15 protein-coding genes are annotated in these 19,731 nt (G+C 67.8%); 8 read left to right on the top strand and 7 right to left on the bottom strand.

Annotated features, from left to right (window positions below; all coding sequences use genetic code 11):
* Nucleotides 1-6: 6 nt before the first annotated feature.
* Together CYFUS_RS02920 and CYFUS_RS02915 are read right to left on the bottom strand one after the other, a co-directional pair.
* Nucleotides 7-789, bottom strand: coding sequence for a DUF4184 family protein (locus CYFUS_RS02920; protein WP_157758206.1), 783 nt, complete (start codon nucleotides 787-789; stop codon nucleotides 7-9).
* Nucleotide 790: 1 nt separating this feature from the next.
* Nucleotides 791-4,447, bottom strand: coding sequence for a hypothetical protein (locus CYFUS_RS02915; RefSeq protein ID WP_157758205.1), 3,657 nt, complete (start codon nucleotides 4,445-4,447; stop codon nucleotides 791-793).
* Between the two features lie 227 nt (nucleotides 4,448-4,674).
* Between CYFUS_RS02915 and CYFUS_RS02910 the strand changes: the two genes are divergently transcribed.
* From CYFUS_RS02910 to CYFUS_RS02890, 5 genes are all read left to right on the top strand, one after another.
* On the top strand, nucleotides 4,675-5,721 hold the full coding sequence (locus CYFUS_RS02910) for a hypothetical protein (RefSeq protein ID WP_157758204.1): 1,047 nt from the start codon (nucleotides 4,675-4,677) through the stop codon (nucleotides 5,719-5,721).
* A 106-nt stretch (nucleotides 5,722-5,827) separates the two neighbouring features.
* Nucleotides 5,828-7,117, top strand: a complete 1,290-nt coding sequence (locus CYFUS_RS02905) for a hypothetical protein (RefSeq protein ID WP_095983832.1) — start codon at nucleotides 5,828-5,830, stop codon at nucleotides 7,115-7,117.
* A 10-nt stretch (nucleotides 7,118-7,127) separates the two neighbouring features.
* Complete coding sequence (locus tag CYFUS_RS02900; RefSeq protein WP_157758203.1) at nucleotides 7,128-7,451, top strand: hypothetical protein; 324 nt, start codon at nucleotides 7,128-7,130, stop codon at nucleotides 7,449-7,451.
* A gap of 52 nt (nucleotides 7,452-7,503) precedes the next feature.
* Nucleotides 7,504-7,827, top strand: coding sequence for an AHH domain-containing protein (locus tag CYFUS_RS54455; RefSeq protein WP_095983830.1), 324 nt, complete (start codon nucleotides 7,504-7,506; stop codon nucleotides 7,825-7,827).
* A gap of 13 nt (nucleotides 7,828-7,840) precedes the next feature.
* Nucleotides 7,841-9,088 carry an imm11 family protein gene (locus CYFUS_RS02890; RefSeq protein WP_095983829.1) on the top strand — a complete coding sequence of 416 codons (1,248 nt, stop codon included), beginning with the start codon at nucleotides 7,841-7,843 and terminating at the stop codon, nucleotides 9,086-9,088.
* Between the two features lie 249 nt (nucleotides 9,089-9,337).
* On the opposite strand, the gene CYFUS_RS02885 is transcribed toward CYFUS_RS02890, so the two are convergent.
* Nucleotides 9,338-13,498 (bottom strand): HEAT repeat domain-containing protein, encoded by a 4,161-nt coding sequence (locus CYFUS_RS02885; protein WP_095983828.1) that lies wholly within the window; start codon nucleotides 13,496-13,498, stop codon nucleotides 9,338-9,340.
* A gap of 81 nt (nucleotides 13,499-13,579) precedes the next feature.
* On the opposite strand from CYFUS_RS02885, the gene CYFUS_RS53770 reads away from it, so the two are divergent.
* Entirely contained in the window at nucleotides 13,580-13,708 is a 129-nt protein-coding gene (locus tag CYFUS_RS53770) for a hypothetical protein (protein ID WP_269770204.1), read from the top strand.
* 643 nt (nucleotides 13,709-14,351) lie between these two features.
* Here the strand turns inward: CYFUS_RS53770 and CYFUS_RS02875 are convergent.
* Nucleotides 14,352-14,810, bottom strand: coding sequence for a group II truncated hemoglobin (locus CYFUS_RS02875; protein WP_095983827.1), 459 nt, complete (start codon nucleotides 14,808-14,810; stop codon nucleotides 14,352-14,354).
* A gap of 188 nt (nucleotides 14,811-14,998) precedes the next feature.
* Here CYFUS_RS02875 and CYFUS_RS02870 point away from each other — a divergent pair, with 188 nt between their 5' ends.
* A complete protein-coding gene (locus CYFUS_RS02870) occupies nucleotides 14,999-15,583 on the top strand; it encodes a hypothetical protein (protein ID WP_095983826.1) in 585 nt (194 codons plus the stop codon).
* An 18-nt stretch (nucleotides 15,584-15,601) separates the two neighbouring features.
* Here CYFUS_RS02870 and CYFUS_RS02865 read toward each other — a convergent pair whose 3' ends face one another.
* The 3 genes from CYFUS_RS02865 to CYFUS_RS02855 all read right to left on the bottom strand — a co-directional run bounded on the left by CYFUS_RS02865 (nucleotide 15,602) and on the right by CYFUS_RS02855 (nucleotide 18,010).
* Nucleotides 15,602-16,363 carry an SDR family NAD(P)-dependent oxidoreductase gene (locus tag CYFUS_RS02865; protein WP_095983825.1) on the bottom strand — a complete coding sequence of 254 codons (762 nt, stop codon included), beginning with the start codon at nucleotides 16,361-16,363 and terminating at the stop codon, nucleotides 15,602-15,604.
* A 106-nt stretch (nucleotides 16,364-16,469) separates the two neighbouring features.
* Nucleotides 16,470-17,222 carry a hypothetical protein gene (locus CYFUS_RS02860; RefSeq protein ID WP_198316439.1) on the bottom strand — a complete coding sequence of 251 codons (753 nt, stop codon included), beginning with the start codon at nucleotides 17,220-17,222 and terminating at the stop codon, nucleotides 16,470-16,472.
* Between the two features lie 29 nt (nucleotides 17,223-17,251).
* Nucleotides 17,252-18,010 carry a hypothetical protein gene (locus CYFUS_RS02855; RefSeq protein WP_095983824.1) on the bottom strand — a complete coding sequence of 253 codons (759 nt, stop codon included), beginning with the start codon at nucleotides 18,008-18,010 and terminating at the stop codon, nucleotides 17,252-17,254.
* Between the two features lie 309 nt (nucleotides 18,011-18,319).
* Between CYFUS_RS02855 and CYFUS_RS02850 the strand changes: the two genes are divergently transcribed.
* Nucleotides 18,320-19,705, top strand: coding sequence for a ferritin-like domain-containing protein (locus tag CYFUS_RS02850; protein ID WP_095983823.1), 1,386 nt, complete (start codon nucleotides 18,320-18,322; stop codon nucleotides 19,703-19,705).
* Nucleotides 19,706-19,731: the final 26 nt, after the last annotated feature.

Raw genomic sequence — 19,731 nt, 5'->3', positions numbered from 1 at the left:
GAGCCGTCACCGGGGCGCGGAGAGCCTGGCCGCTCCGCGCCCCTCGTACCACCGCACGAGCGCGCACCCGAGCGTGAACCCCACGAGCGCGCCCGTCACGGTGGGCCAGAACACCCACCAGACCTGTGCCTCCAGCGCCCCCATGGACTCGGGGCGCGACAGCCTCCACGCGAGCCCCGCGCAGGCTCCGGCGAGCGTGGGCAGCAGCAGCCGGAGGAAGGCCGCCCACGAGCCCCCTGGCACGGGCTCCAGGTGCCGGTAGCGCCTCACCATGTACCCGAGCACCCCGAGCGAGCCGACCACGGACGAGAGGTGCTGGAAGACACGGGAGAGCGACAGCTCCCGGCTCCCCACGGGGACGTAGATGCCCCGATAGAGCACGTTCGCGGGCCACATGTCGCGATGGGTGAAACCATCCCAGAGCAGGTGCGTGGCGGCGCCCACCAGCAGGGCCCCGAGCACCACGGCCCACGCGAGCAGGGTGCGCGGAGGGGACTCCAGCCGCACGAAGCGACCCCACTGCACACCCGCCACCTCGGGCAGGGCCCGCCTCAGCGCGGGCAGGACGAGCACTTGCAGCCACACCAGCACCCCGAGTCCCACGGGGAGGCAATACTGGAAGAGGCCCGGGACGGTATGCGCCACCCGTCCCCACCCGTGAGGCACGTAGATATAGGAGAAGTCCGGGGAGCAGGCGCCGACGACGAGCGCGGTGCGCACCCAGTGGCTGGAGACGAACCGGAAGAACGGCAGGACCGCGGCGGCGTGGGCCGGAAGGGTGACGGGCATGTCAGGCGGCGTCCGTGCGCGAAGGAGCGTCCTCCACGTCGTTGGGTTTCCAGGGCCACACGCGGGGAGCGATGCGCGCGTAGAGCAGGAACAGGGCCTCCCCCTCTCCATGTTCCGCGCAGACCCGGGTGGCCTCGCGCAGCAGCGCGCCCGGCCCCAGCGACCGCCCGGACCTGCGCAGCATCTCCCTCAGCTCTCCGGGCACCGCCGCGAGGATGCCCTCCTTGGTGAGCCGCTCGTCATTCGCCTCGGCGCACAGCTCCAGGTGCCGCGCCAGCTCGGCCTTCAGCCGCGCGTCGTACCCGAAGACGTACGCGCACATCTGGAACAGCTCCGAGCCCGCCTCCGTCATCAGGTCCGACTGCTCGCGCGCGAAGCCCGGCTCGCCCGCGGCCCGCCACAGGCAGTCCCACCGCGCCTGTGACGCCTGGCGCGCGTACAGCGCCCGCGCCGTGAGGTAGCTCTGCATCGAGTCATGGAAGAAGCGCACGTGCGTGGGCACCGGGCCCGGCCGCGCGTCCGCGGGCACCAGCAGCCCCGCGTCCAGCAGCCCCTGGAGCTTGTGCTCGTCCGGACTGTCCCGGAAGACGATGAGCCGGCTGCGGTGCTCCCAATAGCTGTCCAGGCACAGTGCCTCCGCGAACGCGAGCATCTCCGAGGTGGCCGCGTCGTCCGGGTCGCGCTTGAGCAGTCCCGCGAACACGGAGCGATAGAGGTTGATGACGCTGTCCACGCCCCCGCCCCCGAAGCGCAACGCCAGGCGCACCAGCAGCGGCACATAGGTGCCATCCCCCCCACGCCCCCGGCAGATGCGTTGCAGCGCGCCGGAGAGCACCTGGAGCTGTCCCTTCTCGTCCGGGTACGCGGCCTGGAAACGCGCGAGCCCCGCCTCGTCCAATCGCTTGGGCTCCACCGCCATCCAGCGCAGCGAGTGGGACATCGCCAGGCGGTACGCCTCGTTGGGCCGGGCCGACAGGAGCAGGGGCGCATGCAGCCCCATCTCACGCTCCAGGTAGCGGCGCAGCGCCTCGGGCTCCACCCGCGACTCGGTGAGGCCGTCCAGCACGAGGAAGAAGTCCCCCGACTCGAGCAGCGCGTTGCGCAGTTCCTCCGGCAGGCCCAGGTCCTGCAGTGCCTCCTTCGCCGCGCTCTCCAGATCCTCCGCCGCGGGGTCGATGAAGACAGGCAGGGGCGAGGAGGGCCGCTGCTCGAAGCGCTCCAATGACAGCCGCACGAGCTGGCGCAACAGGGCGCTCTTGCCCCGGCCTCCCGCGCATTGGATGAGCAGGTGCGCGCGCTCGTGCGTGAGCAGCAGGCACAGCTCCGCGGCGGTGCGCTCGGAGGGAGAAGGCGGCACACCGGGCCCGCCATGCTCGACGACGTGCGCGGAGAGGTCCACGAACACCTCGCCATTGGCCTGCGCCGAGGCCACCTCCACCCGGCGGCGCACCTGCCGCACGTGGGTGGCGAAGAAGCGGCGGCGGAAGGCGGGCGAGCGCAACAGTGGCGCGGCGGCCCAGGAGAACGGATGGGTGAAGACGAGCTTGCGGAACACGACGGGAGACAACAGGCCCAGGCACGCGCACAGCACGACCTCGGCGCTCACCACGCCCACCACCGTGGGCAGGTGGATGCGCAGTCCGCCCAACAGGCCCAGCACCTCGCTGCCCCCCGCGCCCACGAGCGACACGCTGTAGCCGAGCAGCGGCAACCACCGGCGGGGCGCGGCCGAGGGCCGCAGGAGCAGTAGCGGCAACAGCAACAGCAGCGTCAACCCGACGCACGCGAGCGCGGTGCGCACCCAGACCTGATCCAGCAGGGGCACGCCGAAGGGCACGTGGCGGAAGCTGGCGGTGAGCCGCGAGCCGTTCTCCACCTCGGGCGAGGACACCTGGAGATCGTAGAGGTGCTCGGTGCTTCCCGGCGGCTCCGTCCATTGGAAGAGCAGTCCCTCGGGCTCGACGAACCGCCGCAGGCCCTGCCCCACCAGGTTGCCGTTCTCGTCGCGCACCTCGATCCGCAGGCCGCTCTCCAGACCCTTCGCCCGCACGAGCCCCGGCCAGTCCACCTCCAGGGACGAGAGCGCCGCCCCCGCCTCGGGCGTCCCGGTCATCTGGACCGCGCCCTCCGCGCCGCGCTCCAGGACAGCACCGCCCGCGAAGCCCACCTCCACGCGCCGCACCTCGGAGACGGGAGCCTGGACGTAGCTGCGCGGGGTGCCGGCGATCCAGAAGCGCTCCGTGCCCGAGATGGGCCGCACGTCGCCCAGGTCCACGCCCTCGAGCACCAGGGAAAGGGAGAGCCCCTCCGGTCCGAGCCGCAGCCGGTGCAAGCGCGTCTCCTCGTCCGAGACGAACCACACGCCGTGCGCATCCCACGCGCGCGCGACCGGAGCGCGCAGGTTCGTCGGGTCCGAGGCCGTCACGACGAGCGCCGAGTCCTTCATGGACAGCAGGCGGACGAAGCCGTCGCGCGACACGATCCACGCCTGCTCCGCCGACACCGGCAGGAGCGCGTCCACGTCGGAGAATGACTTGCTGCGCGCCAACTCATCCCCCGTGTCACCCAGGCGGTAGACGCGGTGCTCATCGCGCGCCCACGCGGCCCCATCCGGCGAATGCGCGATCAATGGAGCGCCCTCCACCTGCACGCCGGAGCCCACCGGCCCCTCGGGTGTCACCAGCTTCAGCGACAGCCCCGCTGGCGTGGTCACCGAGGACCCCGGGGACTTCGCGGCCTTGGGCTCGGGGACCACCAACCAGAGCGAGTCGCCCCGTTGATGGACGAAGGGCCGCTGGACCGTGTCGGGGAGGGGCGGTGAGGGCTCCACATTCTTGTCGGCCGCCCCCTCCCGGCCCGTCTGGAGCAACCGGGGCGCCGTCTGTCTGGACGAATCCAACACCCAGACACGCTGGGCCCGCGAGGTGGGAATCAGCTCCCTCACGTTGCGCGCGCTCAGCGGACGGGGGTTGAACTTGGATTTCGCCTGGAGATCCACCTGGTGGAGGTTCTGGTCGAGCACGAGCCAGCCCTGCCGCCCATCCCCCACCGGCACCAGCGTCGCCCGGCCCACGGCGGCGGAGGCTTGTCCCGGGATGGACAGGGCCACCGCCTCCACGCCTCCCGCCGGGTCGATGACCCAGAGGGTCTTCGCGGTGAACAGGGACACGACCCACAGTCGCTCATGGCCCTCGGAGGGCGCGAGCACCAGCTCCTGCGAGGGAAGCGCGTCGATGCGCTGGAGCGAGCCCTGATGATCCACGCTGTACACGGCGTTGGCCCGCCCGGCCTCCGGTGAGACCACCTCCACGTGCACCCAGGCGCGCTCGGGGTCCGCCGAGGGGATGACGTCCACCACCCGCGCGTTCTCGTCCCCGAGTCTCACCGACAGCTCGCCGCCGTCCGCGTCCACCAGCCCCAGCCCGGCCCGCTGGGGTGTCCAGGCCCAGACATGGTTGCCATGTCCGCATGGCGCCAGCCGGCTGGCCCGGGAGAAGGGCCGCACCCAGTACCCCGCGACCGAGGCCTCCACGGGCGCGGGAACCTGCTCGCTCCGGGCGCAGCCCACGAAACCCAGGAGCACGGCGCTCGCGAGCCACGGCGCTCGACGCAACAGGCTCCGCCAGGTGGGTGATCCAGCGCGGGGGGAAGTCTTCATGGGGGCGGCCCTCCGTGACACCGGAGAATCCAGGCGCCGATGCCCGGCCTCCCGCGACGCACCACATTGTGCCACAGCGGAGCGCCACGGCGGGCTCGCCCCCCAGGGCCTTCACCAGCCAACACTTCGAGGCCCCGCGGTCGGAAAAGAATGACGGGGTAGGTGGTGCACTCCCCGGGAGGGCGACCCATCTTCCGCGCACGGTTATGACCAGGAGACCCGTGTCTATGCGGCTTGTCGCTTCCTTGTTGTGTCTTGGACTGCTGTCCGCCCCGGGGCTCGCGCGGGCACAATCCTCGCAGTCCACGGAGGCCTCGCCTCCCCTGCTTGCCCAGACGGAGCCCATCCCGGCGCCACCGCCTCCTCCCGAGCCCGAGTACGTCCCCCCGCCCCCACCCAGCCAGGGGCCCGCGGAGGCACCCGCCGAGCGCGCAGCGCGCTACAGCCGCTTCTCCAGTGGCGAGGGCGGCCTGCTGCTCATCTTCACCGAGCTGCTCAGCGGCGTGGTGACGGGCGGCATCTACGGCCACGCGCTCGGGACGAGCAACGGGGCGTACGTGGGCGGAGTCGTCACCGGGTTGACACTCGGCACGGCGGCGGCGGTGTACCAGTACTACGTGCCGGTGGAGCGCAACGAGTCGATGCTCGCGGCGGGAGGCGCGGCGCTCGGCTTCCTGGCGGGCTTCGGGTACGGCACCACGCAGAAGCTCAGCGACACCAGCCGTGCGGTCACCGCGCTGCTCACCACCCAACTGGGCATCATCGGCGTGCTCGCGGCCACCGCGCCCTATGGGGACGTGAGCGATGGGGACACGGCGCTGGTGGGGATGAGCGCGCTCTATGCCTTCGTGCTCACCGGGCTGGTCCAGTCCACGTTCGTGCTCGCGGACGACCGGGACATCGATCTCACCCCGGCGCTGGTGGCACCTTTGATTGGCATGGGCGTGGGCGGCCTGTTGGCGGTGCCCTTCGAGCTGTCGCCTGGCCGCGTCTTCAAGCTCACCGCGCTGCCGTTGGGAGTGGGCGCGGTGCTGTTGGTGGTGGGCACGGCGCTGGCAGATGGTCCCGCCGTGCCGCTGTCCGCGCTGGGAGGCGTGGCGGCCACCTTCGTCATCACGCTGCTGGCCACGGCGGAGCCGCCCACGGAGTACCCGCCCTCGCGGACCGGGCCGCGACTGCGCTCCACGGGCTTCCAGGCCATGCCGGTGCCGGTGCTCATGCGCAACCGCAATGACTCGATGACGGCTGGCCCCGGCATGCTGCTGCGCTTCTAGGCACGGGAGCACACCCTGGCGGAGGGCGGGCACGCCTCCCCCTGTCTCGTGGGAATGACCCTCGTCTATCCTCCCGGGTCGTTTCCACTTGGGGGAGGCACCAGCCTTGGAGAGACGAGTACATCCACGATGGGCGGCGACCGGAGTCCTCTGGCTGATTGTCCTGGTCCTCCACGCCGCATGCGCCACGGGCATTCCTCGGGGCAGCCTGCTGGCGGAGGCCGGGGAAGAGCAGGAGGGCGAGGCCGCGGACGAGCGGGTTCGCCTCTCCCTGCCCACCCGATTCGGGGCCGTGCGGGTGAGCGACTTCGAGCTCGATGAAGCCCTCACCACCCTGGTGCTGAACATGCCGCTGCGGGTGGCCGGCGCCCACGTCCCGCTCTACCTCCACCGGAAGCTGGCGCTGGCCTCGGTTCCGCTCACGGGCGAGGAGTGGCACACACCTCTGGCGCGCTCCTACGGGGGCTTCTGCGAGCGCCAAGGTACGCCGGGTGACTGCCTCGAGTTGTTCAAGGACGGGCCGGGCCTGGATGGCGAGGACAAGCGCGACCTCGCCCTGGCGCTCTCCGTGAATGCGGCGCTGGAGTCCCGGGACGCGCAGCTGCGCGGCATGTTCTCCACGACGCAGCTCTGGACGGCGCTGAGCCTCACCCTCATTGGATACTTGGCCCTGATCGCGGCGCCCGAGCCCGTTTCCAAAGGCGTCGCCGCCGCACTCGCCCTGCTCATGTGGGGCTATCTCGGGTGGGAACTCTTCGATCTGGTAGAGGCCTATTTCCAGCTCTGGGAGGAGGCAGCGGAGGCCAGCACGTTCGCGGAGCTGCGCGAGGCGGGAGACCGCTTCGGCAAGGTCATCGGGCCCAACAGCGTGCGGGTTCTCCTCCTGCTGGGCACGGCGGCGGTGGGGGAGACGGCGACGCTCGTGTCCAAGGCCCCAACGCTGCCGGGCTTCGCGAAAGCCGCCGGTGCGCTCAAATCCCATGCTGGCATCCGAGACGTGCTCACGGCCGTGCGGGAAGCGGACAAGGTGAAGGTCGCCGTGGCCGAGGGCACCTTCAGTGTCATCCTGCCCGCCAATGCCGTGAGCATGGCGGTGAACGGGCCCTCGAGATCCGAGCATGCCCGGCAGCGACAAATGGAGGGCCGACCTGTCGGGACAGCGTTCAACGACGCGAGGAACGCACGACCTGCCGACGTCTTCATTCAGTCGGAGAACGGCAGATTCGTCATTCGGGGTCCGAACGGTCGAGAACACATCTTCGAGCAGAACGGTACGCACGTTACGACTGTAGCCGTGCGCAGCGCGGCTGCGCACAGGAGTAGAGCCCAAAGTGGTGTTCTCCGGCTGGCTACCGAGCACGAGTTCAATGCATTCAAGTCTCTCTTCGGGAGGTGATATGGAGCCCATGAGTCTGGAGGTGTTGCTGGAACTCGTCTCTGGCGACGTCGTTGGCATGAAGCGCCATCAGGAAGTTCTGAGGACACTTCTCTCCAGTCCAGCCGGTGAGTGGCGGGATCTCCGGCGACTCGACCCGACTGACGCGCTCGCAGCAGAGTGCCAAAACTACTCTCCGGACGTGGGTCCAAGGGTTCTGGAGGGTCTCCGGCTAGCGTGGACGCCCCATCCGGATGAGCCGTCAGACAGTCCTTACTGTCTCATCCTGTTCTTCTACGGCCGAGACGGGTTGATATGGCACTCCCTGGCCATCTTCAACCGCGACACGCTGTAATGGGTCGTTTTGTAGGGCGAGGCGTGGAGTCGCGCTCGTTGCTGCGGCACAGGTGCACCACATCGCCACCGTTGAGAACAGCAAGTCCACTGCGCGAGGCGGGCCTTGGACGCAACGGTTCCAGGAACTCTTCGACAAGGCGGGCATGTCGATGGAAGCTCAAGCCAACAAGGTCCCCCTCGAAGGGCACAAGGGACCTCACCCCCAGGCGTACCACGAGGCGGTCTACAGGCGACTGCGCGACGCAACGAGCACATGCCGGAGCACCCTGGATTGTCGAAAAGCCCTGGTCACTGAACTCCGACAGATGGCACAGGAACTCACCGATAGAAGTTCCAAGCTCTACAAGCTCCTCTCCGAGGACGCTCGGCGTTAAGTAAGAATGTGTCATGCCGAACCGGTATTTCGACCTGAGTGACGACGTCTACGTTCCCGGTCGATGGGACCTGGACACCCCCACTGACGCGCAGGGCCGGGAGGTTGATGACTACGTGTTCACGAAGGGAGCGCCGACCACCATCGAGGGGCGGCTCAGAATTCCCTTCCGAGGAGGCGATGGGAAAGCACTGGACTACTCCGAAGCGGGCATCGGCGTTCCCCTCGTCAGCGCCAGAGTCGCCGCGGTCTTCGCCGAGCTGGCCCCCAGGGATGTGCAGCTCATCCCGGTGGATGTCGAAGCGCACGCCGAGCAGTTCTACATCCTGGTCTGCACGCGCGTCGTGAAGTGCATCGACGACGAAGCATCCGACGAGGTGCGGTATTGGAAACCGGAGGACGGCCGTCCGGAGAAGACGGGCAGGTACCGGTCCGTGATCGGCATGCGCATCGACCCCACGAAGGTAGGGGATGCCAAGGTCTTCCGCTCGTGGGGGTGGGACGTGGTCCTCATCATTTCCGAGGACATCAAGCAGGCCCTGGAGCGCGTGGGCGCAACGGGGGCGAAGTTCACGGAGGTCACCGGCCCCAGCACCATCAGCGCGGAGGAACGCGCGCGGGACCAGAAAAGCCGCGAGTTGTTCGAGCAGGCGGACACCGCTCGTGAGGCGGCGTGGCGCACCCTGGGGTCGCTGGACAAGGAGGTCTTCATGCCCATCGCCATGAGCGGCGCGTGGCCGGGCCATCGGCAGCTCTGGAGCGTCATTCGTCGCGAGGCGGGGCGCACCCTGCTCGTGACGCACGGGCTCTCGGACCCCTTCATCGAGCGCCTGGAGCCCTCCGTGGGCTTCGGTCTGGAACTCGCCATGGAGGTGGACGCGGCCGTGAAGGACATCTCCAAGGGCTGGCCCCTGCTGCTGTTGAACCGTGTGGCGGATGAAGTCGCCGAGCACGAGCACGTGCGCAAGCGCGTGAAGGCGGGCATCTTCTCCATGGAGGTGTCCGGCAAGGGCCTGCCCAAGTCCCTCGTCACCGAGGAAGGCCGGGTGGCCGTGCTGCTGGGCGTGACGTCACGCACGCTGCCGGGTCACTTCTCTACGCCTTACGGGCAGGTGAAGCTCGTCACCGTCAAGGCGCTGCTGCCCTCGGAGCTGGCGTACCTGCTGGAACACGGCGCGGAGGGCCAAGCCGAGCTGGCACGACGCTTCGCCGAGAGCGGCGAGGAGCACCTGTCGCGTCTCAGAAGGAAGCCCGTGGCGTAGCACGGAGCGGCGGAAGCTCTGGGCTGGTGATGCTACACGACGCTCAAGGCCAAAAAGGCCGGGGGCTCTCGTGGGCCACTGCCAGAATGCAACTGCGAGAGAGCGGGGAGAGCGTCAGGGGGCGCGCGTCTCGGGCGCGGTGCTCCCGTTGCCCTTCGGGCTCTTCGTCCGAGACCAGCGGCCGATCCGGTCACGGTTGCACGACGTCCGTGCCCGGAGCCGAAGCCCGGGCACCCGCCCAGCAGATCCTCACGTGGTCGAGGGTGCCAGGTCGCGAGGTTTGAAGCTGCGCTCGAACTCGTCCCCGAGAAAGTGGCAGCAAGCCCGCCAAAGGAAGTCTTCCCATCCTTCGCCGCTTTGCAGCACCCACAGCCAGTCGCGCGTCTCCTGGTGTGCGTCCAGGCGCTCACGCCATTCGTCAGCGCTCTTCGGTAATGAAGCGGAGAGCCACTCCACGATTTGGCTTGCCGGATGAGCCACAGGCAAGGCCTTGGCCGCGGCGATCCCTTGGAAGTTCAGCCCGCGGGTTGAAGCAGCGCACAACATCAAAAATGCTTTTGCCTCTCGTTGCTCCTCGGACTCGGCGAAGATTGGCTCCGACGACTCCCAGCTGCGCGGAGCCAGAAGGCCCAGCATTATCACCGCCAGTCCTGATAACCAGGGGTTTCGATGCTTCGCTAGTTCCACGAGGGGTTGGATCAGGTCCAACTGCTCCGTGGGCTGCTTCTGTACGAGGCGATGCAGCACCAACAGTGCGTTGATTCGTATCGATCTCTGGGCCCACTGCCTTTTGGACGATTTAGGGCTCCCCGCAACGTGGATCAACACCGATGGCAACTCCGCGACCGCCAGCGCCTCCAAGAACTTGCACACCAGATCGTGAACGAAGGGATCAGAGTTGGAGGCAACACCTCCTCGCACGAACTCCAGCAATTGCGAGATGACGTCCTGCGGCAGTTCTCCACTCAGTGTCGTCAAAACACGCGCGGCCTCTCGCGCGATGCGATGCCCCACCTCGTCTCCGTAGGGGTCATCGGACCAGTCGGTTTCATCTCGCAGGAACTCGCACAGTACATCCACTCCATCCAGCCAGTGGTGCTGACGGATAGCTTCAACGTACGCCAAGCGCACCATGTCACTGGGCTCCTTCCTTGCCAACCGTAGCAGCTCCCGCCGCTCGTCAGGCGTTGCAGAGGACGCGAGGGCGCGGAGTGCCTGCTCCCGGCAGGCGAAGTACGAGTCCTCCAGTGCGCGACGCAGGAGTTGCCGCGCTTCCCCCTCCGGATGCAGCGCCAGTGCCCTCACGGCGGCGAGCCGGGCCCTCTCATCCGGATGGCTCAGCGCGGGACGCACCAGCTCGAGAACCGGCTCTCCCACTGCGGCCAACATCACCAGAGCACCACGACTTGGAATGAATGCCGGTTCGGCGGCCCACTCCTGGAGCGTCCGCAAGTCCTCTGGGCGCAATGGAGGAAGCTGGGAAGCACCCAGCTCCTCCCCGCGTTCGGCACGCTCACAGCAGTCGAGGAGCACTTCGCGATCCGGCACGAGCGTGGATGCCAGCATCTTTTGAAGCGCAAGCGCCTGCTCCTCAAGCGGCCCATGAGCACTCCGGCTGCTCAGGACGATCGCCGCGCGCTGAACGTCAGAGAGCGGTGGCGGATTGGCCTTGATCAGCGCCTTCAACTGCTCCGGCGAGACAACGCGTGCCACGGCCCCGAGATACTCCTCCAGGTCGTCCTGCTTGACCTCTCCCAGCGCTGCAACCAGCTCTGGGGCAATCAGAGACCACTGCTTGCCGTGGATTGTCCGTGCGACCCGGCTCAGTTCCTCCGGCTGGCAAGCCGCGAAGAACGCCAACATCTCCTCCTTGGTGAGTCCTTCATCCTCCCGCTGCAAGGCAGCCCCCCAATTCCCAAGCAGGCGCGCTCGCCACGCATGCTTGACCAGCCACTCATAGCCCTCCACCCTTCGGCGTTCGGCGACAAGTTCCTCCAACGCAGAGCTGTACGGGTATGCTCGCTCAGAGAAGTATTCGTCAGCGTCCTGCGCGCGCGCACCTGGAGGCGCCATCCCACGCGCGACCTCCTGGCGATGAGCTTTCGCGTCCCGCTCGACCTCATCCAAGCCTCGCAGGAGCTTGTCGGCCAGGCTATCGAAGGAGGCCCTATCCGTGAGCATCGCCCCCAGCGCGAGTTCACGGACTCCGTCTGCCTGCTCCTCCACCGCCACGACGACTGCGTCGGGATAGACAGTCGAGAGGTTCCACAGCTCCGAGAGCCAGCGAGGCCTGTCTAGAACCCCAACAAAGATTTCGGAATGGTATGGCACGACATAGCGTATGTGCCGTTCAACGATCCGCCGTGCTTCCTTTGAAGCCAGCACGGACTCCCGCTCGGCGGTCGTCCACGTGGGGCGGTGCCATTCCCGGATCGCAAAAGATGCCTTCTTGACCGGCTTCGACTCGGCTGCGAGCGCCTGCACCATCAGAGAAACTGGATCACGCCCGTTCGACCAGCGTACGGCCTTGAAGAAGGTATCTCGGAAGCGCTCCTCACCATCATCTGCCAACAACTGCTCACGCAAGGAGTTTGCGATGGCGCTCCGCACATCGGCAGGGATCCAATCCTGTCGATCGCGAAGGTTTTCGGCGATACCGAGTGCATCGGCGAACTGACTGACCGCGACCAATCCCGAGAGCAACGGCTCCAACACCCCCCGAGCCATGTCCGCCCTCTTCCCCTTAATGAGTTGCTCCAAGCCCTGAATGGTCGTGGGGTGCGCCCGGTAGGTTGCGTCATCCGAGTCGAGCCACCGCTCTCCAGCCATCCACAAGGCGAGCCGGCTCACCTCCAGGTAGGGAGCAAACGGTGGGGCCACCCGCCGGGCCAAGCTCCCACGCTGTTCCATCGCGGCGCGGGAGAAAGTCGGAGTCTCGCACAGCAGGGACCAGAGCACGGCCGCAGCGGGTACGGCCTCCCAGGTGAGAAGCCCGATCTCCCGCTCCACGAGATCAGCCAGCACATTGACACCAGAGGCTTGGATCAACCGCGACAAGACGACGTTTTCAGAGGACTTCGCCTTCTTCAGCTGCTCTGCGAACCTCTGGAGCGAGATAGGAGCCTCCAGTTGATTAACGATCCTTGTCGCGGACTCCAGGGCAAGTTGCCGCTGCCAGGGCTGCGCATCGCGCAGCATGTTGGTGAGGATCCTCCTGCGCGCTCCCTCGTCGTAGTGCTCGTAATCAATCCGGACACAGAAGTCCTCCACATCCTCCATGCCCTCCGCATCCTCGAGAATGGACTGGCGTGAGGTGATGATGAACTTCTTCTGCTCTCCCGCCTGACGCAGGAAGCTACCCAACTCGCTCACCCACTGGTCGGCGTCCACGCTCAACTTGGACTTGCCCCACGGGTCCTCGATGATGAACAGGACAGAGCCCGGGCTCGCCAATTCTCTCCTGGCGTCCTGGGGCACCTTCGCGCGGCAGATCATAAAGGGCGTCTGCTGTTCCTGCTCGGGCCCCTCGGGAGTACTGAGCTTGTACTCCAGGAACTGTGCAGTCAGCGTCTTGCCAGCACCTGCCTGACCGATCAACACCACGACATGCTTGTTGGCAAGTTGCTGTTCGATCTGCCTGATGTGTTTTGGCGGAACGAATGTATCCAGGGCCGGTGTCGGGTACAGGCTGCCACCGAACCGCTGGGCTTCCGCGAGGATCTCCCCGCGGGTCCATCGCCTCGATCCAATTCCCAGGAGGCGATTGCGGACGCTCTCGATCAACCTGCGAAGACACTCCTCGGCTCTCGTCGACGGGACATGCAGCCGGTACGTGAGGAACTCCTTGGCCTTGAAGGCGACGAGTTCCAGGGGCTGCTCGGCCAACACGGCGATGCGCTTCGCCAACTCCTGACCCCCGTCTCCCTCGGTACACTCTTCGGGCATGACAGCATTGCCAGGTTGGGAGAACAGCTCCTCCACGCGGAGAGACTGTAGCTTGGGCGCGAGCTGCGCGTTGGTGATCAACAGATAGCGCCGAAGAGGATCCGCGCCGAGGAACTCCCAGGCCCGTTGGCGTGGGGCCGGGCCCTGCTTTCCCTTCTTCGTCTTGGGCTTCCCCTGCAGCAGTTCCCGAAAAGCCGCAGGCTTCCACTCCGAACCACGGAACTTCACCTGAATGGACAGGGTCTCGACGCGGAGGACTGCCGATGCCTCGTCCGGATTCACCCTGAGATTGGCTTCGATGTCCTCCTGAGAGGCCGGTTCAATCTCGATGTGAGGGAGGCCCCGTTTGAAGATCAGCTCCAGTGCTACCCAGACGGTCACGAAGATCTGGTACTCGTACCCGATGTAGGCCGGCAGCCCTTCGTTCTCCAGGGTATCGTTCTCGCCTCTGCCCTCGCTTCCCATGCCGGGTTGCCTACCACGACCCTGGAACTCGGGCGAGCGGACCTGCCGGTGAGCCGCTCGGGATTGCTCAGGAGCAAGAAGATGCGCGTCGATGTGGTGGGCCCCGTGGGGCAGAAGTACCACTATGAGCTCCTGTCTGGGACGGACTCGAACTTCGAGCTTCACGGACGGAGGATGGCGAGCACCTTCTTCCGTATGATCTTCTTCTGAGATGCGCGTGAGCCCGAACATCCACTACGAGAACCGGGAGATCGAGGGCGAACGGTTGGAGCTGACCGACAAGGCAGCCATGTACTGGCTCGGGCCCAACCTCACCCTGCGGCGCTGCACCGTGGTCCTCGGCATCGGAGGGCGGCAGTTAGTCCCGATGTGGGGGAAGCTGATCGACTGCACCATCGAGGCAAAGCGTGAAGTCGTGAACCAGTGGTGGACGTCCATGCGGTTCGAGGGCTGCCGGTTCAAGGGCCGCTATTCGGGCGTCGGGTTCGGCCAGCGGGTCGGAGTCGACAAGTGGTGGGAGCACGGAGGGATGGAGAACTGCGACTTCTCCGAGGCCCGGCTGGACCTGTGCAGCTTCCACGGTTGCGACATGCGGACCATCCGGCTCCCGAAGTGGCCGAGCTTCACCATCGTGGATCCACTCAAGCACGGGCGGGAACTGCTGAGCGTGCCGTGGCCGGGCGACTTCACCCCGGTCATCCTCGAGGGGCCGCTCAAGGAGTCGGAGAACACGTCCGCGGTGACGCGCTACGCGCCGGCCGAGGCGAAGCGCTCACGGGCGACCCTGGCGGAGTTCCGACGGCCGTGGAGCGGTTCGACTTCATCGTGCGCCGAGGCTGGGGAGTCCGCCCGCTCACCCCTCGGTGTTGCGCAGGAAGTCGGCCACCTCGGCGAAGCGCTGATCGAGGAAGCGCCGCACCCCACCCTTCACGCCCCGAGCATCCAGGGCCCGCTGCATGCTGCGCACCCAGGCGTCACGGTGGGCGAGGTTCACCGGCAGGTGGCCATGGCGCATGCGCAGGCGCGGATGGCCATGCTTCTCCATGTAGTGCTGGGGACCGCCGAGCCAGCCGATGAGGAAGAGGCCGAAGCGCTCCCGGGTGCCCGGCCCCACCTTGCCGTTCGCATCCAGCTCGTGCAGCCGGGCGAGCTCCGGCTCGTTCGCATCCATGGCGTCATAGAAGGCCTCGGCGAGCGCTCGCACGCCGGCTTCTCCCCCCAGGCGATGGAAGGGCATGTCCTCCATGCGGGGAATCCAGTCATCGTCGGCGTCGGGAATGTTCAGCCCGATGGGCTTCATCTCAATGGACATATCGTTGTTCAACCCACTCTACCTCTGCGCCATTTCGGCGCGTCCCACAACCCCGGAGATAGGGCGTGGGCGCGGGCGAGCAACACACGCGGTATGAGTCGTGCTCATGCGAGTGAACGAGCACGCGGAGACGTCCCCCGCGAGGGGTGGACCTGGGAGGGCGGGTCTGGGCTAAGCTGCGCCCCCTCATGCGACGCGCGACGAGTCTCGGAAGCCTGGTGGTGCTGCTGTGGGCGGGGACGTCGGAAGCGGGGCCGTGGCGGGGGTACGCCTCGCTGAGCGCCGGTTTCGTCATCGACCATACCTCCGGAATCGGAGCCCGAGGAGGAGGGCTCCAGGCCTACGTGGGCGTGGAAACCCCCTTCGGGCTCTCCCTCGGCGTGGTGGGCGAGGGCGTGGAGACGTGGGGACGGCGCTTCCAGGGGCAGACGACCGAGCTGGACTACCTGTCGCTGGGAGGAGAGCTGCGGCTGCGCTTCCTGCGCGATGGCAACGTGACGCCGTGGGTCGGACTGCGCGTGGCCCAGAGCCGCGCCACGCCCCTGACGCTGACGGATCTCGGGACGGGCTCGCCGCAGCGCATGCTGCACTCGGGGTTGAGCACGGCGGTGCGGCTCGGCGTGGACGCGTGGGTGGGCGATCACCTGGGCATCACCGCCTCCACGGCCTGGCAATGGTGCGACGTGCGTGTGGACAGCCTCGAGTCCGCCACCGCCGAGGCCTGCGCCAAGCCGCTGCACTCCATCCTGCTCGGGCCCACGCTGCGCTTCTGAGCGGGCCCGCCCGGGGCCTCAGAGCACCTTGCTGGCCACGGCGTCGAAGAGCGCGTTGGGCACCCACCGGGCCATCCCGACCGCGCGGGCCATGGGCCAGGGAAAGCCGTACACATCCTCCCCGCGCAGGATGGCCTGGCCCATGTGCTCCACGGCCGGATCCGCCTCCAGCAGGAAGGGCATGGGGTGCTGGATGCCCGCGGTGATCTCCGTCTTCACGAAGCCGGGCCGGATGCAGGTGACGCGCACCCCGGTGCCGTGCAGGTCCACGCGCAGGCTCTCCAGGAAGGTGTCGAGGAAGGCCTTGGAGGCGGAGTAGGCGGCGTTCTGCGGAAGACCGCGGCAGCTCGCCAGACTGGAGATGCCCACCAGGTGGCCGCGATCGCGCTCCACCATCCGGGGCAGCACCGCGGACAGCGTGGCCGCGGCCCCGGTGACGTTCACGTCGATGACCCGTTTGGCGTCCTCCCAGGGGAAGTCGCGGGCGTTGGTGGGAAAGCCCACGCCCGCGTTGGCCACCACCAGATCCAACCCGCCACAGGCCTCGTCCAGCTCGCGCACGCGCGCGAGCGTGGCGTCCGCCTGGGAGACGTCCAGCTCCACGGGCTCGAGGGTGGCGCCGAGGGCCTTGCCCTCCTGGGCGAGTGTCTCGAGCCGGGGCAGCCGCCGCGCGGCGGCGTACACCTTCACGCCCCGCTTGCCCAACCACAACGCCAGACCCCGCCCCAGACCGCTGGAGGCCCCCGTCACGAGGGCCGTCCGATAGCTCATCTCCGCCATGTGCTTCCTCCTCGGCGGGAGGGCTTAGCGTGGGGCCCGGTGGCCGCCAACCCCGCTCTCGCGCGGAGGCTCGCCAGAGCACACCGGTCGACATCCCAACACCGTGTCAGGGAATGACGAAGCCCGGGTTCGCCTTGAAGCCGTTGTTGATGATGTTCTGGGCCTCGGTGCGAGCAAAGTCACGCATGGCCTGGGTGGTGCGGGTGCCGTCGACGCGGAACCACCAGAGGTAGAGCACCTGATACATGTTGGCGCCCTTGTAGCCCCAGCTGCTGTCGCACGAGGCTCCGCGCGGGCACGACGAGCCGGCATCGTGTGACTTGCCCGCGCCGTGGCGGGACTCGTGGAGGATGGTGCCCGCGCGCTGCACCACGTTCTCCCCGTAGAAGAAGGGCCAGTACAGCTCGGTGTAGTTGTCGATGATGGGGCCGTGCACGGTCGTGGCGCGAGCGCCCGTGTTCTTGTCGCCGGAGCCACAGCGGCCATCCAGCTCGTCGATGTACGTGGACGAATACGGATAGGCCCAGCGCAGCGCGTTGCCGCTGAAGTCACTGGTGCTGCGGGCGTAGTCCTCGGCCGAATAGGCGAGCAGATACAGCGCGTTGAAGGTTCGCGCCAGGGGCCGGTTCAGATCGCACGCGGCCTCATAGCCGAAGCCATCGTCCCAGTCTCCCTTGTCGAAGTCGAAGTGATTCCAGAACTGGTCGATGTACTTCTGATTGCAGGTGAAGGCGCCATAGAAGACGTCACCGCTCGTGGTGTTGTTGCCCGGCTGGTAGTAGCAGGTGGCGGCGCGCGCGGAGAGGGACGTCAGGCTGACGGCGGCCAGGAGCATCATCTTCGGGACGAAGTTCTTCATCGTGGGTTCTCCTCAATCGGGGGACGGATTCAGCGGGCGATGGGGCTCTCGTCGTCGGACTCGCGCTTCCGGGGCCGCATGTCCTCGGGGGTGTCGTCCGGATGCGCGACGCCGCGCACCTCGGTGACCCGGAGGGTGATGAGCCAGTGGTCGCTGGTGGGCAGGTTGGCCTGCAAGAGCTTCGCCCGGGCGTCGTAGTCCGAGCCGGCCGCGAGGTAGCCGCGCACCGCGCGCTGGCGGATGGACAGATCCGAGTGCTGGGAGAGGCGCAGCAGGTAGCTCCCGGCCTCGGTGACACCGAGCTTCGCCAGGGAGGCGAGCCCGTCCACGGCGGCCACGCGGATGTTGGACTCCTGCCCGGTGGTGAAGAACTCGTCGCTGCCGCCGCGCTCGGCGGGAATCGTGGACAGGGCGATGCGCACCAGTCCCGACAAGGCCTCGCGTTGGTTCAGCGACGCGAGCGTGTAGACGAGCTGCCAGCGCAGGAAATACTCGGTCTCCACCGTCTTGGCATAGGCGTCCTGGAGCAGGCGCACGGCCTCGGGCTCCTTCTGGATGAGGCGCAGGGACTCCTGGTAGCGCGACTCGACCTCCTCGCCCACGGACACCATGAGGTTCAGGTGGCGCGTGAGCAGATCGCCCACCGTCGACGAGGGGAAGAGCGGCGACGTGGGCACGGGAGTGCCGGGCTGGGCGATGTCGGGCGGGGGGCGGGTCTGGGCATGCGCGGCCCCTCCGGTGGACAGCAGGACGCAAGCGCTCAGCAGCGTGGCTCGAACAGCATTCATGGGATCCTCGACGGGATGAAGGAAATGCCAGACAGCCAACACCCACCCCGCTCGGGACCGGGGGGGCTCCAATTCCTCGCTGCCTCGCACCTCCTCTACGCAGCGCCCGGTGGATATTCCCGGGGCTTTTTTCGCGACCCAGGCGGGGACGGACCCGTCGGAATTCCCGTGCGAGCCCCCTCAGGTTTTTGAGTCGGGTGGCACCTCGCGGTGCTCCCCGGACAAGCTCCTCCTCTGAGGACGGGAGCAGGCGGCCCTGGCATCCGCATTGCTTTTCCATCGCCCCCGCGTTCTCACCCAGGAGATTCCATGCACTCGCCCCCGCTGCGCCTGCTCTTCGCCCGTACCCTCCGCGCCTCGCTCCTCTCACCCCTGGTGCTCACGGGGTGTGGTGTCATCGAGCCTCCAGCTGGAGGGCCCTGTGGAGAGCCGCACCAGGAGCAGTGTCCTGGCGTGGACCTGACGGGCTACGCCCGGCCCACTTGTGACCAGAACGCGCTCGCGGTGAGCGGCCTCTCGCCCGCGGTCGCTCCGGACGTCGTGCAGCTCCGGGTCGTCGGCACGAAGTTCAACTCCGGAACGTTTCCCCAGCGGGTGGTCTCGACCTCGGGCACGGCCTGCGCGACGGCCTCGGATCCATCGGCGTGCCAGTCCGCGCTGGAGCAGCTCGGCTCGACCCAGGGCTTCCACGAGCACTGCGAGCAGGTGTGCAGCGCCTACTATCTCGCGACGACCCGGGGTGACGAGGTGACCGCGCACACTTCCCTGGAGGCGCTCAAGAGCTTCCTCCGACCCATCGACACGACCCAGGAGGCCGCGCTGCTCGCCTTCGGCCAGGGGCTCAACGTGAGCTGTGGGAACCTGACATCCGGCGCGGTGAAAGCCAATCCCGACGGGAGCTTCAACGTCGTTGGCACCGAGGGCAGCACCTGCGGAGCCGGCACCAACCTGTACCAGATCGTCATGAAGGTCTCTCCGTCGGGAGACCTCACGGAGGAGAAGCGCACGCTGCTGCAGAAGGGCGACCCCAATTGCATCGTTGGCCGGAGGCCGGACGGATTGCACGCCGCGGCGAGCGTGGACTGCGACAGTGCCCTGGGCCGGCACTTCGCCCACGCCGCACACATGGAGGCGGCCTCCATCCAGGCCTTCCTGCGACTGCGCGAGGAGCTCGCCCTGCACGGCGCGGACGAGTCCCTGCGCAACGATGCCCTGGCGAGCGCCCTGGACGAGGTGATGCACACCGACGTGAGCACCCGCCTGGCGCGCCGCTTCGGTGCGACGCCTCCCCGGCTCCAGGTGGAAACGCCGCCCCCGCGCTCCCTGTTCGAGGTGGCACTGGAGAACATCGTGGAGGGCTGCACGCGCGAGACGTATGGCGCGCTGGTGGCGCACTACCAGGCGATGCACGCGCGGGACGAGGAGATCCGCGGCGTCATGGCGCGCATCGCCGAGGACGAGACGCGTCACGCCGAGCTGTCCTGGGCCATCGATCACTGGGCCCACGAGCGGCTGTCGGACGCGGAGCGCGCCACCCTGCGCGAGGCGCGGCGTCAGGCCGTGCAGACGCTGCGTGAGGAGCTGGCCCATCCGCTGGACGCCCAGCTCATCGACGAGGCGGGCCTGCCTCCGCCCGAGGTCGCCGCGTCGATGCTGGCCTCGCTCGAGCGGGAGCTGTGGGCAGGACATCCCTGAGAAGCCCACACCGCGAGTGTCAGACG

The organism is Cystobacter fuscus, assembly GCF_002305875.1.
Lineage (GTDB): Bacteria > Myxococcota > Myxococcia > Myxococcales > Myxococcaceae > Cystobacter > Cystobacter fuscus_A.
The sequence above is the reverse complement of the archived record's forward strand: the minus strand, read 5'-3'. Positions and strand labels throughout refer to the sequence as shown.

Excerpts from the sequence above, each read along its gene's own strand:
- CYFUS_RS02920 (WP_157758206.1), bottom strand. The coding sequence starts at position 789 with ATGCCCGTCACCCTTCCGGCCCACGCCGCCGCGGTCCTGCCGTTCTTC.
- CYFUS_RS02915 (WP_157758205.1), bottom strand. The coding sequence starts at position 4,447 with ATGAAGACTTCCCCCCGCGCTGGATCACCCACCTGGCGGAGCCTGTTG.
- CYFUS_RS02910 (WP_157758204.1), top strand. The coding sequence starts at position 4,675 with ATGCGGCTTGTCGCTTCCTTGTTGTGTCTTGGACTGCTGTCCGCCCCG.
- CYFUS_RS02900 (WP_157758203.1), top strand. The coding sequence starts at position 7,128 with ATGAGTCTGGAGGTGTTGCTGGAACTCGTCTCTGGCGACGTCGTTGGC.
- CYFUS_RS02890 (WP_095983829.1), top strand. The coding sequence starts at position 7,841 with ATGCCGAACCGGTATTTCGACCTGAGTGACGACGTCTACGTTCCCGGT.
- CYFUS_RS02885 (WP_095983828.1), bottom strand. The coding sequence starts at position 13,498 with ATGGGAAGCGAGGGCAGAGGCGAGAACGATACCCTGGAGAACGAAGGG.
- CYFUS_RS53770 (WP_269770204.1), top strand. The coding sequence starts at position 13,580 with ATGCGCGTCGATGTGGTGGGCCCCGTGGGGCAGAAGTACCACTATGAG.
- CYFUS_RS02875 (WP_095983827.1), bottom strand. The coding sequence starts at position 14,810 with ATGTCCATTGAGATGAAGCCCATCGGGCTGAACATTCCCGACGCCGAC.
- CYFUS_RS02870 (WP_095983826.1), top strand. The coding sequence starts at position 14,999 with ATGCGACGCGCGACGAGTCTCGGAAGCCTGGTGGTGCTGCTGTGGGCG.
- CYFUS_RS02865 (WP_095983825.1), bottom strand. The coding sequence starts at position 16,363 with ATGGCGGAGATGAGCTATCGGACGGCCCTCGTGACGGGGGCCTCCAGC.
- CYFUS_RS02860 (WP_198316439.1), bottom strand. The coding sequence starts at position 17,222 with ATGAAGAACTTCGTCCCGAAGATGATGCTCCTGGCCGCCGTCAGCCTG.
- CYFUS_RS02855 (WP_095983824.1), bottom strand. The coding sequence starts at position 18,010 with ATGAATGCTGTTCGAGCCACGCTGCTGAGCGCTTGCGTCCTGCTGTCC.
- CYFUS_RS02850 (WP_095983823.1), top strand. The coding sequence starts at position 18,320 with ATGCACTCGCCCCCGCTGCGCCTGCTCTTCGCCCGTACCCTCCGCGCC.